Source organism: Alcanivorax sp. REN37 (genome assembly GCF_041102775.1).
Classification (GTDB): domain Bacteria; phylum Pseudomonadota; class Gammaproteobacteria; order Pseudomonadales; family Alcanivoracaceae; genus Isoalcanivorax; species Isoalcanivorax beigongshangi.
In genome coordinates this window covers 2,148,412-2,163,514 of the sequence record NZ_JBGCUO010000001.1, presented here as the reverse complement: position 1 = coordinate 2,163,514, position 15,103 = coordinate 2,148,412, and the positions used below count along the sequence as shown (strand labels likewise).

15 protein-coding genes are annotated in these 15,103 nt (G+C 65.6%); 5 read left to right on the top strand and 10 right to left on the bottom strand.

The window, feature by feature from the left end:
• Nucleotides 1-54 precede the first annotated feature (54 nt).
• Genes AB5I84_RS09875 through arsC form a run of 9 tightly spaced genes read right to left on the bottom strand, consistent with a single transcriptional unit; the run spans nucleotide 55 to nucleotide 8,330 of the window.
• A complete protein-coding gene (locus AB5I84_RS09875; protein ID WP_369455688.1) occupies nucleotides 55-1,386 on the bottom strand; it encodes a DUF58 domain-containing protein in 1,332 nt (443 codons plus the stop codon).
• Nucleotides 1,383-2,345, bottom strand: a complete 963-nt coding sequence (locus AB5I84_RS09870) for an AAA family ATPase (RefSeq protein ID WP_369455687.1) — start codon at nucleotides 2,343-2,345, stop codon at nucleotides 1,383-1,385. Before AB5I84_RS09870 ends, AB5I84_RS09875 begins: the two co-directional genes overlap by 4 nt.
• Nucleotides 2,342-3,925, bottom strand: a complete 1,584-nt coding sequence (locus tag AB5I84_RS09865) for a DUF4350 domain-containing protein (protein WP_369455686.1) — start codon at nucleotides 3,923-3,925, stop codon at nucleotides 2,342-2,344. Before AB5I84_RS09865 ends, AB5I84_RS09870 begins: the two co-directional genes overlap by 4 nt.
• A complete protein-coding gene (locus AB5I84_RS09860) occupies nucleotides 3,922-5,388 on the bottom strand; it encodes a DUF4129 domain-containing protein (protein WP_369455685.1) in 1,467 nt (488 codons plus the stop codon). The genes AB5I84_RS09865 and AB5I84_RS09860 overlap by 4 nt, the downstream gene beginning before the upstream one ends.
• Nucleotides 5,381-6,340, bottom strand: coding sequence for a stage II sporulation protein M (locus AB5I84_RS09855; RefSeq protein ID WP_369455684.1), 960 nt, complete (start codon nucleotides 6,338-6,340; stop codon nucleotides 5,381-5,383). The genes AB5I84_RS09860 and AB5I84_RS09855 overlap by 8 nt, the downstream gene beginning before the upstream one ends.
• Nucleotides 6,337-7,017, bottom strand: a complete 681-nt coding sequence (locus tag AB5I84_RS09850; RefSeq protein ID WP_369455683.1) for an RDD family protein — start codon at nucleotides 7,015-7,017, stop codon at nucleotides 6,337-6,339. Before AB5I84_RS09850 ends, AB5I84_RS09855 begins: the two co-directional genes overlap by 4 nt.
• Nucleotides 7,004-7,360: a DUF2069 domain-containing protein gene (locus tag AB5I84_RS09845; RefSeq protein ID WP_369455682.1), complete on the bottom strand. Its 357-nt coding sequence runs from the start codon at nucleotides 7,358-7,360 to the stop codon at nucleotides 7,004-7,006. Before AB5I84_RS09845 ends, AB5I84_RS09850 begins: the two co-directional genes overlap by 14 nt.
• A 9-nt stretch (nucleotides 7,361-7,369) precedes the next feature.
• The gene (wrbA, locus tag AB5I84_RS09840) at nucleotides 7,370-7,972 is read right to left on the bottom strand and encodes an NAD(P)H:quinone oxidoreductase (RefSeq protein ID WP_369455681.1); all 603 of its coding nucleotides are present in this window, start codon (nucleotides 7,970-7,972) and stop codon (nucleotides 7,370-7,372) included.
• 4 nt (nucleotides 7,973-7,976) lie between these two features.
• Nucleotides 7,977-8,330, bottom strand: coding sequence for an arsenate reductase (glutaredoxin) (gene arsC, locus AB5I84_RS09835; RefSeq protein ID WP_369455680.1), 354 nt, complete (start codon nucleotides 8,328-8,330; stop codon nucleotides 7,977-7,979).
• 120 nt (nucleotides 8,331-8,450) lie between these two features.
• Between arsC and AB5I84_RS09830 the strand changes: the two genes are divergently transcribed.
• The 5 genes from AB5I84_RS09830 to AB5I84_RS09810 all read left to right on the top strand — a co-directional run bounded on the left by AB5I84_RS09830 (nucleotide 8,451) and on the right by AB5I84_RS09810 (nucleotide 14,023).
• The gene (locus AB5I84_RS09830; protein WP_369455679.1) at nucleotides 8,451-9,743 is read left to right on the top strand and encodes a YihY family inner membrane protein; all 1,293 of its coding nucleotides are present in this window, start codon (nucleotides 8,451-8,453) and stop codon (nucleotides 9,741-9,743) included.
• On the top strand, nucleotides 9,740-10,660 hold the full coding sequence (locus AB5I84_RS09825) for an alpha/beta fold hydrolase (protein ID WP_369455678.1): 921 nt from the start codon (nucleotides 9,740-9,742) through the stop codon (nucleotides 10,658-10,660). Before AB5I84_RS09830 ends, AB5I84_RS09825 begins: the two co-directional genes overlap by 4 nt.
• A gap of 101 nt (nucleotides 10,661-10,761) precedes the next feature.
• Complete coding sequence (locus tag AB5I84_RS09820) at nucleotides 10,762-12,279, top strand: fumarate hydratase (protein ID WP_369455677.1); 1,518 nt, start codon at nucleotides 10,762-10,764, stop codon at nucleotides 12,277-12,279.
• Nucleotides 12,279-13,073: a GNAT family N-acetyltransferase gene (locus AB5I84_RS09815; protein WP_369455676.1), complete on the top strand. Its 795-nt coding sequence runs from the start codon at nucleotides 12,279-12,281 to the stop codon at nucleotides 13,071-13,073. Before AB5I84_RS09820 ends, AB5I84_RS09815 begins: the two co-directional genes overlap by 1 nt.
• A gap of 122 nt (nucleotides 13,074-13,195) precedes the next feature.
• Nucleotides 13,196-14,023 carry a hypothetical protein gene (locus tag AB5I84_RS09810; RefSeq protein ID WP_369455675.1) on the top strand — a complete coding sequence of 276 codons (828 nt, stop codon included), beginning with the start codon at nucleotides 13,196-13,198 and terminating at the stop codon, nucleotides 14,021-14,023.
• Nucleotides 14,024-14,207: 184 nt separating this feature from the next.
• Here the strand turns inward: AB5I84_RS09810 and AB5I84_RS09805 are convergent, their stop codons facing one another.
• The gene (locus AB5I84_RS09805) at nucleotides 14,208-15,101 is read right to left on the bottom strand and encodes a LysR family transcriptional regulator (protein WP_369455674.1); all 894 of its coding nucleotides are present in this window, start codon (nucleotides 15,099-15,101) and stop codon (nucleotides 14,208-14,210) included.
• Nucleotides 15,102-15,103: the final 2 nt, after the last annotated feature.

Below are 15,103 nucleotides of genomic sequence, written 5' to 3'. Positions count from 1 at the left end.
GAAAAGTGCGTGAAATTAGCGTGATAAAGGCGTGAAAACTGCGCCGACGGGCGGTTACAGCCGCCCGCTGCGACGCAGCGATAGGTACAGATGATTGAGTCGGCGGGTGAGGGACGCCGGCGGCGCCGACACCACGAACACACCGGCATGGCGCAGGCGTGCATAGAGTTGTTCGCGCTCCTGCTGGTAGCGCGCCAGGCCGGCCAGCGCCAGCGCCTGGTCGGCAGTCTCGACGTCCGCATCTTGGATTACCGCTTCGTCCGGCAGCACCACATCGCCGATCAGCAGGCGGGTGCGGCCGCGCAGCAATCGGGTGGCGTGCAGCAGATCGTCGAGGTCATCCGGTTGCAGGCGGGTAATCAGGATCACCACCGCTTGGCGACGCCAGCGGCGCAGCAGGGTGCTGGCCGCTTCGCTGTAATCGGCACTGAAGCGACTCGGTTGCACCCGGTACAGTTGGCCCAGCAATTGGTGCAGTTGGGCGCGGCTGTGCAGCGGCGGCACCCACAGCGGCTCGCTGCCGTTCACCAGCAGCAGCCCCGGTCGGTCACCTTGGTTAAGGGCCTGGGTCGCCAGCAGCAGCGCGGCATCGAGGGCGTGGTCGAACGCGGTGCGTTCGCCGACGCCGGCCGCCAGCCGCTGGCTGCCGTCCACCAGCAGCACCAGATGGCGGTTGGTGTCCTCACGAAATTCGCGGCTCACCAGTGCGTGGCGGCGGGCGGTGGCGCTCCAGTCGATCTGGCGCAGCGCGTCGCCGGCTTGGTAATCGCGCAGTTGGTGGAATTCCTGGCCGTCGCCTTGGTGCTGGCGGCGGTGGCTGCCGCTCAGTTGCCGTTGCAGGCTGGCTTGGAACAACGCTTCCTGGCTCAGCCAGCGCACATCCGGATACACCGCCACCTGCGCCGGCGCCGCCACCCGGTGCCGGCGCAGCCACAGCCCCCAGGGGCTGGTCAGCCACAGTTCCAATGCCCCGAAACAGGCTTCGCCGCGGCGCTGCGGGCGGTAGTGGTAGGTCAGTTCGGTGATGGCGGCATCCGCCGGCGTAACCCACTGCGGCAAGCCGGTGTGCGGATCATCGCTGGGCGGATGGTCCACCACTTGAGTGCGACGGCTCAGGCCAGCACTGGCCAACTGCAACGTGACCGGGGCGGCGACGCCAGCTGTGAACGCCGGCGGTAACTGGCGGCTGCCGCTGGGAGCGGGCAACCGCCACAGTCGCAGCGCGTCTATTGCTGCGGCCAGTGCCAGCAACACCACGCCGCTGCCGGTCAGCAGCGCCAATAGGTCGCCCACCGCCCGCGGCAGCAGATTACTGAGCGCCCACAGCAGCGCCAGCGCGCACAGCACTGCAATCCAGCTCAGCAGGCGGCGCTGCGGAATCATCATTGGCGCGGTGCTGCCACGGCATCCAGCAGGCGGGTCAGCAGCTGCTCCACGCTGACGCCTTCGATTTCGGCATCGGCACTGAGGCTGATGCGGTGACGCAACACCGGCCGCGCCACTGTCTTGATGTCATCCGGCACCACAAAGTCGCGGCCTTCCAGCAGTGCCAGCGCACTGGCGGCACGGGTCAGCGCGATGCTGGCACGCGGGCTGGCACCGCGTACCAGGCCGGGGAAGTCACGGGTCTGGCGCACCAGACGCACCGCGTAATCAAGCAGTCCATCGTCCACCCGTTGCTGGCGCACGTGCTGTTGCAGAGCCGCCAGTTGCTCGCTGTCGCACACCGGGCCCAACGCCACCTTGAGGCTGTCGCTGATGGTGCCATCCAGCATCATGCGTACCAGTCGCTGCTCGTGGTCGCTGTCCGGGTAGTCGATCAGCACTTTGAACAGGAACCGGTCCAGTTCTGCCTCTGGCAGCGGGTAGGTGCCTTCTTGGTCTACCGGGTTTTGGGTTGCCAGCACCATGAACGGCTGCGGCAGCGGGTAGCTTTGGCCTTCGATGGTGATCTGTTTTTCCTGCATCACTTCCAGCAGCGCGGCTTGGGTTTTGGCCGGGGCGCGGTTGATTTCGTCCGCCAGCAGCAACTGTGTAAAGGCCGGTCCTTTGCGCACTCGGAAGCTATTGCTTTGCAGGTCGTACAGCGCGTGGCCAGTAATGTCCGCCGGCATCAGGTCAGGGGTGAACTGCACGCGCTGGTTGGCCAGCGAGATACTGTCCGCCAGCGTGCGCACCAGCAGTGTCTTGCCGAGCCCGGGCACCCCTTCAATCAGCACATGGCCGCCGGCCAGCAGTGCCACCAGGATTTCGCGCACCACGGCGGCCTGGCCCACCAGCACCTGGTTGAGTTGATCTTCCAAGGTGCCGGCCAGCGTGCTGGCCTGTTGCAGGGACAAAGTCACAAGCTTCTCCTGATCTGTTGCAGGTCGTTGATGAGTGCAATCAATTGCATCGGCACCAGCGGTTGCTGGTGTAATGCGTCATCCAATCGCGCCGGTGTCAGGCCGGCGTGTGCGGCCAAGGCCGCGTCATCCTCGGCCAGCGCCGGATGGCGCTGGCGCAGCTGTTGTACCCGTTTGCGCAGTGGCGCCAGCAGCGCCTGCTGCTGACCGGCGCGCCACAGCAAGCGACTGCCGGCACTGAAGTGGGCGCGCAGGTCACTGGGCTGGTCGCTGAGGCGCTGTAGACGCGGTTGCCGGCGCGGCAGCACATGCCAGACGCAGGCGCCAATCAGCACCGCCAGCAACAGCCACAGCGCACTGGCTCGCTGCCACAGCCAGCCGAAGAAGGTTTGTTCTTCAAAGCCCTCGATCAGCCACAGCGACTGAGCATCACCCATCAGCTCGCCGAGTAGCCACGCGTGGTCGAGGTACTGCAAGGCATCGTTGCCCCAGAATTGCAGGTCCGACATCACGACCAGGTGGCCGTCACCGATTTTTACGTCGAGCAGGTGGGCGCGTTGATCGCTGCCGATCAGCCGCTGGATCGTCATCGGCCATTGCTGCAGCCGCAAGTACATCTCCCGCAGCGCCGCTTCACGATCCTCGCTGGAGCGGGTGACGTGCGGCCGGCTCTTGCGCTCGCCGGCATCGCGTGTGGCGTTGGCGTCTTTGGCCACTGGCGGGTCGAGCAGGTGTTTGGAGGCGCCGGTGCCGGTGGTGCTGGTCGCCGTTGCGGGGGCTTGCTTGGTTACTGGCGGGTTGAGGCGGGTGATGCCTTTGTTGAGGCTCCGGCTGTTCTGGCCCGGCTGTTTGTGGCGCGCGGCCAGCGGCTCTTCCTCGTCTTCCGCTTCCGCCCGTTGCAGCTGCGGGGCGCTGAGTGCCAGCCGCTGTTGGAAGGCAATCGCGCGCGGCGGTTGGCCGGGCCAGCGGAACCATTGCTCAGTGACGGAGCCTGCCGGTTCGCAGGCCGCCTTCAGGCACTCGGCGCTGCTGGCGGCGCGCGCCGCCTTGCCGCCACGCAGATCCGGGTAGCAGGTGCTCATCACTTCGGAATAGCCGTAGGTCGCGAGCCGTGCGCTGTCTGCCCAACTCACCAAGGTCGGCTCTTGATGGTCCAGATACTGGCTTTGCAGATTGAGCGGGGCCAGCAACGGATCGCGGTCGATGGGGTGGGTATCGCGATCGGCCGGCGTGTACAGCAACCCATCACTGGCCTGCACGATCAGCGTGCCGCCGTCCGCCACCCATTGGTACAGCGCCTCGATGCGTTCTGCAGCCAGCCCGCCGCGCAGGCCGTCGAACACCAGCACCGCCTGGCCCGGCGGCGGCAGTGGGAACAGCTGCGACGCGCCGGCGATGGTGCGCAGCTGGCGGTGCTGTTGTTCCAGCGTTTGGCCCACGGCATAAAACGATTGGCGCTGAATCTCCCACGGCACCAGTGGCAGCTCCAGCGTGTGATGGCGCTCCAGCAGCAGCGTGGCGAGGCCGGCGCCCAGGGCCGCCAGCAACACCAGCAATAACGCCAGATAGCGGCGGCTCATGCAGCACCTCGCATCACCGGTTCCAATTGCCGCCACTGTTGAGCCAGTGCGCGCACCTGCTCCAGGTCCAGCGGCCGGTGGGCCCAAGCCAGCTGCAGCCAGAGCGGCATCAGGGCAGCGAGGAAGCATGCGCTGGGCACCTGCCGCAAGGTCGGCGGCAGTTGGCGTAGCACTTCATTCTCGGTGGCGCTGGTAGCCACTGGTAGCCCGGTTTCCTGCACCAGCCGGGTCAAGGCCAAGCGGTACATCAGGCTCACAGCGGTGCGGCTGTCGCCGCGCGCAAGGGCGTCGTCCAGCGCTTGCTCGGTGGGACTGAGCACAGCGGCGGCGGCATGGCGACCGCGTACCTGCGGCGCGCTGCGTTGTGAGCGCGGGCGGCGGCGCAGGCTGCCGGGCCACCAGCGGCGGCCGTACCACAACAGCACGCCGATCAATGCCGCGGCCAGCACCCACAGCAGGATGCGCAAGCCGCGAGTGACGCTGCTGTAAAGGTCACTGGCAGACCAATCCGGCAGCAGGATCAGCGGTTCCCGTTGTTCTACGGTGGGGGCAGTATCCTCGCTGCCCCACTCGCGTAGTCGCAGTGAGCTGTCTTGCCGCACCGGATTCAGCGCTTCGCTGGCGGCCACGTCCTGAGCGCTGCGCTTCCACTCTTCGGCGACGGCCGGTTGTGGCAGCAGGGCGATGGCGCCGGTGAGGCCGATCAACGCCGCCAGCAGCAGCGCCAGCGGGGTGTGCGCCCGTTGCCGGCGCTGGCGGATGCGCTCCAGTCCCGGTTGCAGATCCCAGCCTTCCAGCCAGGTACGTTTATTCAGGTACAGCGCGAAGCCGGCGCACACATACAGCGGCTCGCACAGGGCGATGGCCAGCGCTGCGGTCACCAAAGTGGCCGGGGTGCTGCCGTCGACGCCGAGTGCGGCCTGCCACGGCAGACCAGGAATCAGCGTGGTTGCGGCCAGCCCCAGTGAATAGAACGTCAGCACTTCGGTGGCCATCATCACCAGCGTGATCAGCGTGCCTTCGCCGCCGCCGGGCGGGGAGCGCAGCATGCGCATGCGCTCACTGAGGGTGCGTGGATTGTGCTGTTCCAGCTGCAGGACCGGCAGCATCACGCTGCGCTGCGGGCTGAGGCGCCAAATCGTCAGCTGCTTCAGCAGTGACGGCCGGCCGTAGCGGCCAAATTGCTGTAACAGCGCTTTGGCGCCGAGCCGGTCACCGAACATGCCGCGCGCGATGCACTCCAGCAGCGGCCGATCCCACAGCGGCTTCAGCCACCACATCAGCAGCACAAACCAGAGCCCGTATTGCGGCCACAGCAGCGCCGCGATCAATAGCGGTGTCAGTAACGCAGCTTGGATCAGCAGTAACGGCAACCACCAGTGGCGGTACAGGCGGGTGCCCAGATCAATGGCTTGCCAGGTGCTGCGTGGCGCGATGCGCGCCAGCGGTTGGCGATCACTCACGGGTACGCTCCCGGCCGGCCAGCAGCAGATAGGCATACAACGACAGCCAGCTGAGCGCGCCGACGCCGTATTTGATTGCCGGATCGAACTGGCGCGGAGACCAGAACGCTTCCATGAATGCCGCCAACAGCAGCAATGCAAAGGCACCCCAAATGATCGGAAGGCTGTCGTCGGCAGCGCGGCGGAAGGCGTCGGCCCGCGACAGCGGCCCCGGCGCCAGCAGCGACAGACCGAGCCGCAAGCCGGCACCGCCGGCGAGCACGATAGCGGTCAACTCCGGTGCACCGTGGGCAATCACGAAGGTGAAAAACGATTCGGTCAGGTTGGCGTTGACGATATGGCCGGACACGGCACCGAAGAAACCGCCGTTGAACACCATCACAATCAGCGCGCCGATGCCGAAGAACACGCCGCCGGCGAAGGTGCGGAACGCGATCGAGATGTTGTTGAAGATGTAGTAGCCGAACATCATCACGTCGTCGCCGGCACTGCGCAGCTGTTCGCGGTCGGCGTACATCATTTCGATGGCGTCGGCCTGACTGCCGAGCATCATCTGCGCCATGGACGGCGACAGCCACACCGCCAGCCACGCCGCTACCAACGGAATCAGGAATGCCAGAGCGGCGGCCAGCTGCCACCGCCATTGGCGTCGCACCGCGCGTGGAAATTCCTCCGCCAGAAATACGCCGATGCGCGGCAGCAGTGGCGCGCGATCGCGGTGTAATTGGCGGTGGCCACGCAGCACCAGTTGGTTGAGTTGTTCCACTAGCCGAGGGCTATAACCGCGCTGACGCGCCAGCGCCAACTGGTGGCACAGGCGCCGGTAGTCGGCGGCGAACTGTTCCAGCGGCGGCAATGGCTGCCGTTGGCGCAGTGCGTCCAGCTGGTCGAGCAGGGCGCTGAATTCGCTCCAGAACGGTCCGTAGTGGGTTTCAAAGTCGTGCTGCTTCATGGTTGGCCCCGCACGAAACGGGCCTGTGCCGCCAGTCGGTCGGCGGCCTCCAACGGTGACAGCTCAGGGAACAGCGGCGCCGCCAATTCCGCTTGGCGGGCGCTGGACAGCAGCGGCAGCCGGTCGAGATAGGCGGTCAGGGTGAGACGGTCGGTGGCATCCAGTTCCCAGTCCGGCGGCAGTTCGGCGGCACCGCTGGCGCCGGGCGCGGTGGCGGTCACGGCCGGCTGGTGAATCACTAAGGTGCCGGCGGCGAGGTCACCGATGCGGCGAAAGCGGCGGTCGCTGATCATGCACAGGAAACCGGCCAAATAAAGCCCAGGGAACATGTCAGCGGTGCGCAGCAAGTTGCGCACTAGACTGCTGCTGTAGGTCACCGGGGCACCGTTGTCCTGCACCACCGCCAGCCCCAGCAACCGCTTGCCGGGCGTTTGGCCGCGCCACAGCACCTCAAACAGCACTGGGTAGAACCATTCCAGCCCGAACACCAGAATCAGCAGCAGGCCTTGGCCCAGTTCGGCCAGCTCCGACAGCACATAGAGCAGGCACAGAAACACCATCAGGCGGATCACCAGATCGACGCCATAGGCCACCATGCGTGGCAACGGCCCCGCCGGCAGCAGCGTCAGGGTGGCGCCTTCCGGCGTGGTCAGCGCCAGTCGATCATCGATCTGCACGAGCCGGTACTCCGCGCTGGCGGCGGATCAGTACGACCGAGGTGGTAAACAAAGCCACCGTGCACAGCACGCGCACCGCCGCGATCCAAGAGCGCGGTGGCGGGTCGAGCAGTTGCACCGTGAAGCCGCAGAAGTAGAACAGCAGCACAAAGCACAGCCAGGTCAGTAGCCGTGCGTCATGGCGGCACACGCCGACCGCGAACAGCAGCAGCGGGCCGTACAACACTAGCGTCATCAGCGCCTGCACCAGCCACGGTGTGTCCGGCGGTGCCGACCACAGTAGGCCGCCGATGCCGGACACCATCAGTGCCAGGTACCAGAACAGATTGAGCGGTTTGAGCATGGATCGGCCTCAGCGGTGGGAGTGCAGTGCCAGCGCAGTACGCGCCAGACGTTCGCCCAGGGTGCGGGCAACAGCGGTTTCGTGTTCATCCAGCGGCCGGTCGTTGTCGAGCCCGGCCAGGTGACTGGCGCCGTAGGGCGTGCCGCCGGCGCGGGTGTTCATCAGGCCGGCTTCACTGTAGGGCACGCCGGTGATCAGCATGCCGTGGTGCAGCAGCGGCACCATCATCGACAGCAAGGTGGCTTCTTGGCCGCCGTGGGCGCTGCTGCTGGAGGTGAACAGCGCCGCCGGTTTGCCGATCAGGCTGCCGCCCAGCCACTCACCGCTGGTCTGCTCCAAAAAATATTTCAGCGGTGCAGCGATGCTGCCAAAGCGTGACGGCGAGCCCAGCGCCAGCCCGGCGGCATCACGCAGGTCAGCGAGGGTGCAGTAGGGCGCACCCTGATCCGGCACTGGCGGCAGCGTCTGTTCTGTTTGTGGCGCCACCGGCGGCACGGTACGTAGCCGCGCACTGACGCCGGCGCGTTCAATGCCGTGCGCTAACTGCTGCGCCAGCGCGGCCACATTGCCGCTGCGGCTGTAATAGAGCACCAGCACATAAGGGCTGCTCATGGAATCACTCCAACAGGTCGAGCAGGTTTTCCGTCGGCCGGCCGATCACGGCGCGGGCGCCCTGTACCAGCAGTGGCCGTTCGATCAAGCGCGGGTAGGCGGCCATGGCGGCCAGCACCTGCTCAGCGTCGCTGTCGGCGCTGAGACCGGCAGCTTGGTAGTCGTCTTCCTTGGTGCGCAGCAATTGCGCCGGGTGCGACAGACCCAACGCCGTCACCAATGATCGCAGCGTCTCAACATCGGGCGGGGTTTCCAGATAAAGTACCACCTCCGGGGTGATGCCACGCTGCTCCAGCAGCGCCAGTGCCGCGCGGGATTTTGAACAACGCGGGTTGTGGTAGAGCCTGTAACGGGCCATGACAATGCCTTCGACAGCCAGAGGACGCAGGCATTCTAGACGCTCATGCGGCCGGCGTAAAAACAGACTGGGCGGCGCCTTGCGGCAGCCGCCCGCAGCTTTTGCAGATGGGTGGGAACCATGAATCCGATTGATAGCACATCCTGGCAGGTGCTGCGCCAGCATGCTCGTGATTGCAGCGCCTTAGTGCGAGATTTTGTGATGTTGTGGTGGCGGCTGTTTGACCGTGACGGCTGCCGGCAAAGTGCCGCTGCGCTGACCTACACCACCCTGTTTGCCATTGTGCCGGTGCTCACCGTGACCTATTCGGTGTTGGCGATGATCCCCGCGTTGAAAGAACGCGCCGGTTCGTTGCAGGGGCTAATGCTGGACAACTTCGTGCCGTCCGCCAGCGCCCAGGTGCAGGACTACCTCGGCGAATTCTCGCGCCAAGCTAACAACTTGACGCTGGTGGGCGGTCTGCTGCTGCTGGTGACCTCGCTGCTGCTGCTGCGCAACATCGAACAAACCATGAACCGCATCTGGAACGTCGGCACCCCGCGCAAGGGCCTTACGAGCTTGCTGATGTACTGGTCGGTGCTGACCCTGGGACCGCTGTTGCTGGGCGCTGGCATTGGTATCACCTCCTACCTGACGTCGGTGTCGCTGGTGCATGACACCGTGGCTTATATGGGCGGGATGCGGCTGTGGTTGTCGATCCTGCCGGTGCTGTCCACCACTGCGCTGTTGTCGTTGCTGTTCGTGGTGGTACCGAACTGCCATGTGCCGGCCAAGCAGGGCATTCTCGCCGGGTTTGTGGCGGCGCTGGCGTTCGAGCTGGCGAAAAGCGGCTTCACGCTGTTCATCCGCCATGCCCCCAACTACGAAGTCATTTACGGCGCCTTTGCGGCGGTGCCGCTGTTCCTGTTGTGGCTGTATGTGTCTTGGGTGGTGGTGCTGGCCGGCGCCGAGCTGTGCCGCACGCTGGTGGTGTTCCGCGATTACCGCCAGGACACACCGCACCTGCAGGCGCTGCTGCGGGTGCTGGAAGTACTGTGGCGCAAGCAACGTCAGGGCGATGTCACCCGGCCAGCACTGATGCGTCGTATCCTGCGTGGGGCCGGGGCATCGCGCTGGGACGAATACCGTAACTTGCTGATGGACATGGGTCTGATGCGCCGCACCGAAGAGGGTGCCTACGTGCTCACTCGCGATCTGCGCACACTGCAACTGATGGACCTAATCCGCCAGTTGCCGTGGCCGCTGCGTGAGCAGTTGCGTTGCGAAACCGACGCCCGCCGGCCATGGGAACACGATTTGTTGGCGCGCTGCGAAAGCGCCAACCTCGGGCTTGAGCACACGCTCGGGGTGGATCTGGAAACGCTGTTCCTGACCGAGCCGGAGGTGGCCGCTGACGTTGAGGTGCCGGCATGACCGCGACCTTGCGTGCGCCAGCGCCGCCGGAAGGCGCCAAACACATTGTGTTCGAGCACCGTGGCCTGCAATTTCCGGCGCTAATGCGGGGCGACGGCGAACCGGTGGTCTTGCTGCACGGCTTCCCGGATTGCCATCTGAATTGGGAGGGCTGGGTGACGGCGCTGGCCGATGCCGGCTTTTGCGCGGTGGCGCCGGCGTTGCGTGGCTATGCCCCCGACTGTCTGGACGCCGACGGCGATTATTCACTGGCCGCAGCGGTCGACGATCTGCTGGCACTGGTGGCCCAGCTGGGCGGACGCGCCCACCTAGTCGGTCATGACTGGGGCGCGGTGGTGGCGCAATTGGCGGCGGCCGCGGCACCCGAGGCGGTGCAGAGCCTCACCAGTTTGGCGATTCCGCCGCTGCGGCGGCTGCCCCAAGCCGCTCTGAAGGTGCCGCGCCAATTGCGCGCCAGTGCTTACATGGGCCTATTCCAATTGCCGCAACTGCCGGAATGGCTGCTGGCCCGTGATCAGCAGGCGGCGGTGCCGTGGTTGTGGCGGCGCTGGTCGCCGGATTGGGAGCCGGGCGCAGCACTGGAGCGTGCCCAGCACGCGTTGGCGGCACCGGGCGTGCTGTCGGCGGCATTGAGCTGGTACCGCCATTTACCGCGCGTCTGGCTGGCCAGCCATCGCCAAGCACGACGCTGGTTGGCGCGGCCGCTGGCGGTGCCGACGTTGCTGCTGGTCGGTCGCAAAGACGGCTGCATGCTGCCGGAACTGTTGCCGCACGCGGTGCAGGGGCGTGATTTTCCCGCCGGTGTCGAGCTGGAAACGGTGGCTGGCGCCGGCCACTTCCTGCATCTGGAACGGCCCGAGCGCTGCCTGCCGGTGGTGATCGGCCATCTGCGCCGGCACGGCAGCGGCGGCCTCTGAGCCGGTCGGCGCTGCCTGCCGCCGGCATCGGTTCAGGTGCCGGCAGCGGCCAACAGCGCTATACTGCGCGCCCCGAAATTCCCCAACTTCTGGAGTGACCGATGACGGTGATTCGCCAGGACGACCTCATCCAGAGCGTCGCGGATGCCCTGCAGTACATTTCCTACTACCACCCGGCGGACTTCATCCGTGCCGTGCACGAAGCTTATGAGCGCGAAGAAAACCCGGCGGCGAAAGATGCCATGGCACAGATTCTGGTGAACTCGCGCATGTCGGCCATGGGTCACCGGCCGATTTGCCAAGACACCGGTATCGTCACGGTGTTCTGCAAGGTTGGCATGAATGTGCAGTTCGATGGCGACATGAGCCTCACTGACATGATTAACGAAGGGGTGCGCCGCGCCTACAACCACCCGGACAACGTGCTGCGCGCTTCGGTGCTGGCCGACCCCGACGGCAAGCGTGCCAACACCAAAGACAACACCCCGGCGGTGATCCACTACGACATCGTGCCCGGCGACACCGTGGACATCCAAGTGGCGGCCAAGGGCGGCGGTTCGGAAGCCAAATCTAAGTTCGCCATGCTTAACCCGTCCGATTCCATCGTTGATTGGGTGCTGCAGATGGTGCCGCAGATGGGCGCTGGCTGGTGCCCGCCGGGCATGCTCGGCATCGGCATTGGTGGCACCGCTGAAAAAGCGATGCTGCTGGCAAAAGAATCGCTGATGGAGTCCATCGACATCCACGAACTGCAGGCACGCGGTGCGCAAAACCGTGCCGAAGAGCTGCGTCTGGAACTGTTCGAAAAGATCAACGCACTCGGCATCGGCGCCCAAGGTCTTGGTGGTTTGACCACGGTGCTGGATGTGAAGGTCTACGATTACCCGACTCACGCGGCCAACAAGCCGGTGGCGCTGATCCCGAACTGTGCCGCCACCCGCCACGCGCACTTTGTGCTCGATGGCAGCGGTCCGGCGGATCTGAAAGCGCCGAGCTTGGACCAGTGGCCGGATATCGCTTGGGGCGACGGCGGTCAGTCGCGTCGTGTGAACCTGGATGCCATCACCCCGGAAGAAGTGCAGAGCTGGAAATCCGGCGACACGCTGCTGCTGTCCGGCAAGCTGCTGACCGGTCGCGATGCGGCCCACAAGCGCATGACCGACATGATCGCTAAAGGCGAAAAACTGCCGGTGGACTTCACCAACCGCTTTATCTACTACGTCGGTCCGGTGGACCCGGTGGGCGACGAAGTGGTCGGCCCGGCTGGCCCCACCACTGCCACCCGCATGGACAAGTTCACTCGCACCATGCTGGAGCAAACCGGCCTGATCGGCATGGTCGGCAAAGCTGAGCGTGGCCAGACCGCCATCGACGCCATCCGCGACAACAAGGCGGTGTACTTGATGGCGGTGGGCGGCGCCGCCTACCTGGTGTCGAAAGCGATCCGCAGCGCCAAGGTCGTGGCATTCGAAGACCTGGGCATGGAAGCGATCTACGAGTTCGACGTGGAAGACATGCCGGTGACGGTGGCGGTGGACAGCGACGGCGTATCGGTGCACCGCACCGGGCCGAAGATCTGGCAAGCCAAAATCGGCAAGATTCCGGTCACCGAGGACTGATGTCCGCGCAGGGAAAGGGCGCCGTTGAGGCGGCGTACCATGCCCTGGAACAGTGCTTCTGGGCCGGCCTTAGCCGTGCCCATTGGCACAGCGCGTCAGGTGCGGTGCAGGGATTCCTCAGCGCCGTACCAGACGCCACCGGGTTCAACCAACTTTATGCCACCGCTGAGGCGGTACCCGCCGAATTCGATCAGGTGTTGGCAGCGTTCGCCGCCTATCCTGTTGATATCACCTTGGTCCTGCATCAGGACGCCCACCAACGGTTGCGTGAGCGCTTGGCGCAGCTGCCGGTGACCGCCGGTGATGCCACCACCGCCATGTATTGCGACCTGCGACAGCTTCGTATTGCCGCGCCTGTGGCCGGTGCCAGCGTGCAGGGTCCCGCCGCGCCGCTGCACGATTGGGCAGTGCCGCTGGGCAGCGCCTTTGCCGATCCGCAGCAGCCGGATGATGGCGGTCGCTTCCTGAGTCTTTACCGCGATGCTCATGGCTGTGCACTGGACGCCGGTGTGCCGTTGCAGCACTGGCTGCTGCGTGAGCAGGGCGAGGTGCGCACCAGTCTGACGCTGACGCAGCTCGCTGATACGGTGCGATTGGACGACATCGGCACCGACCCGCGTCACCAGCGACGCGGCCTGGCCGGGATGTTGGTCAGTGAGGTGTTGCAGCAGGCACGTGAGCAAGGGGCCCGCTGGGCGGTCTTGGAAGCTTCAGGTGCTGGCCTTGGGCTCTACCAACGACTCGGTTTCCAGCCGCTGTTTGAGTACCGCACGCTGATCCTCCAGCAGCACTGAGCCGGAGTGGGATGCGAGCGGTTGTCATTATCAGAACCATCCTTCACCATGTGCGCGCCCGATTTATCCGCCTGTCCTGGAAGTCCGTGATGCCTTCTGCTCCCGTTCTCCTGTCTCGTTTTATGCTCCTGTTGTCGTTGGCTGTCCTTGCTAGTGGCTGCACCGCGTTGCGTCCCAGCACGCCGCCGTTGGTGGCGGTGCCCACCCATATCCAGGGTCTGGATTATCAGCAGATCGAAGAATTAGGCATCGGCGAGGGCGCGTGCAGCGAGCTGCACCAATTGCACCGTGAGCAGGTGCCGCTGACGCTGCGCACACTGGATCCGCTGGTGACCGAATGCGCCGACCAAGTGGCCGCCGCCCGCGAGCGGCGCGCCCGTGACCAAGCGCTGAGTGTGCAGCTGGAAGAGCAGCAAGCCATCGACGCGCTGATGGCCAGCGAGTGGGAGCGTATCCAAGCCGAACTGGAGCGTCGCCGCGCCGAGCAGCTGCGCCGCCGGCAGGAAGCCGCGCGCATGGAACAGCTGATCCAGGCCCAGCAGCGCGCCGCGCAGGAAGCCGCTCGGCAGCGCGCCCAGTTGATGGTGCAGATCGAGCAGGCCAGCATCCAACGCCGGTTGCGCAACGTTGCCGACAAGCCGGTGGCATACAAACTCAACCAACCGCAGGGGCTGATGCTGAAGCGGTTGTTGGCGTGCGTGGAACTGGCCTACCCGAACAAAGGCTGGGACGTGGAGTACTCCGGCCGCAACTTGACGGTGGTGGCCCGCGATGCACGCTTGCCGCGCGGCGACCTGCCGGTGGAGTTCCGCTTCCAGGAAAATGCCAATTACTGGCGCCTGCATTACCTGCGCGTGGCGGATATCGAAACCCGCACCGACGAGGACCGCTATGTGCTGTCGCAGAACTTGATCGCCGACAGCTGTCCGATGGAATTAGACGTTCCCTGATGCCCTGATTCCGGCTGTGCGGTTACGGCAGTTGGGACGGATGGCCAGCAATTTTCCCCGAATCTTGCCGCCCGCACTGACTCACCAAGTCAGTGCGGGCGGTTCCGCTGATGGCCGCGCGCGGCCGTAGACGCTGACCCTTTGCATAACAGTCACGCGCATTGAGGTAGCCAGCCGTCAGCGCTCAGCCATCCAGCGTGAGTCCGTGCTGCAACGCATCCAATGCCGCCCGCGTGCGGAGCGGCAACTGGCGCTCGAGAGTCAGGGCATGCAGTGGCTGTGCCGGCGGCGCCCAGTCCGGCAGCACCGGCTGCAAGGTACCGTTGCGCAACGGCGTGCGAAGCAGGTGCAGCGGCAGCAGGCCGATGCCGACACCGGCGAACACATAATCCAACGCCACACTAAGGTTGGTGCTCACCACGCGGGCGAGGCCGGGGGCGCGGTATTGGCGCCCGCTGCGGTGCTCCAGCAGCAGCGGAGGCGGTTGGCCGTCGGCGGCACTGACGCGTACCCAGTGGTGGGTGGCCAGTGCTTCCGGCTCGGCGGGTGTGCCATAACGGGCCAGATAGGCCGGCGCCGCGGCCAGCGCAAACCGCAGTGACGGCAGCGGATGGGCAATCAGACGCGATGGCGCCAGTGCGCCGATACGCAGTGCCACATCAACGCGCTCGGCCACCAAGTCCAGTGGTGTGTCAGTAGCCAGCAATTGCAGTTGCAAACCAGGATGGGCGTCGAGCAGCGGCGCCAGTGCTTGCGCCAGCGGCATACCCGCCAACCCCACCGGCGCTGTGATGCGTAGCGGCCCACTCAGTTCGCCACGGAATGCTTGCATCGCCTGCTCAGCATCCTGCGCCGCCTGCACCATACGTCGTGCATGTTGGTAAAAGCGTTCGCCGGCAGCGGACAGCGTTAGCCGGCGGGTAGAGCGGTGCAGCAGCGTGACGCCCAGTTGCTGTTCCAGCGTCCGCAGCTGCTGGCTGACGGCAGACGCACTCAGGCCACGCCGTTCGGCGGCGCGGCGTAACGCGCCGCTGTCCACGACGTCGACAAACAGGGCAATGCGGTTGAGCTGTGACATGA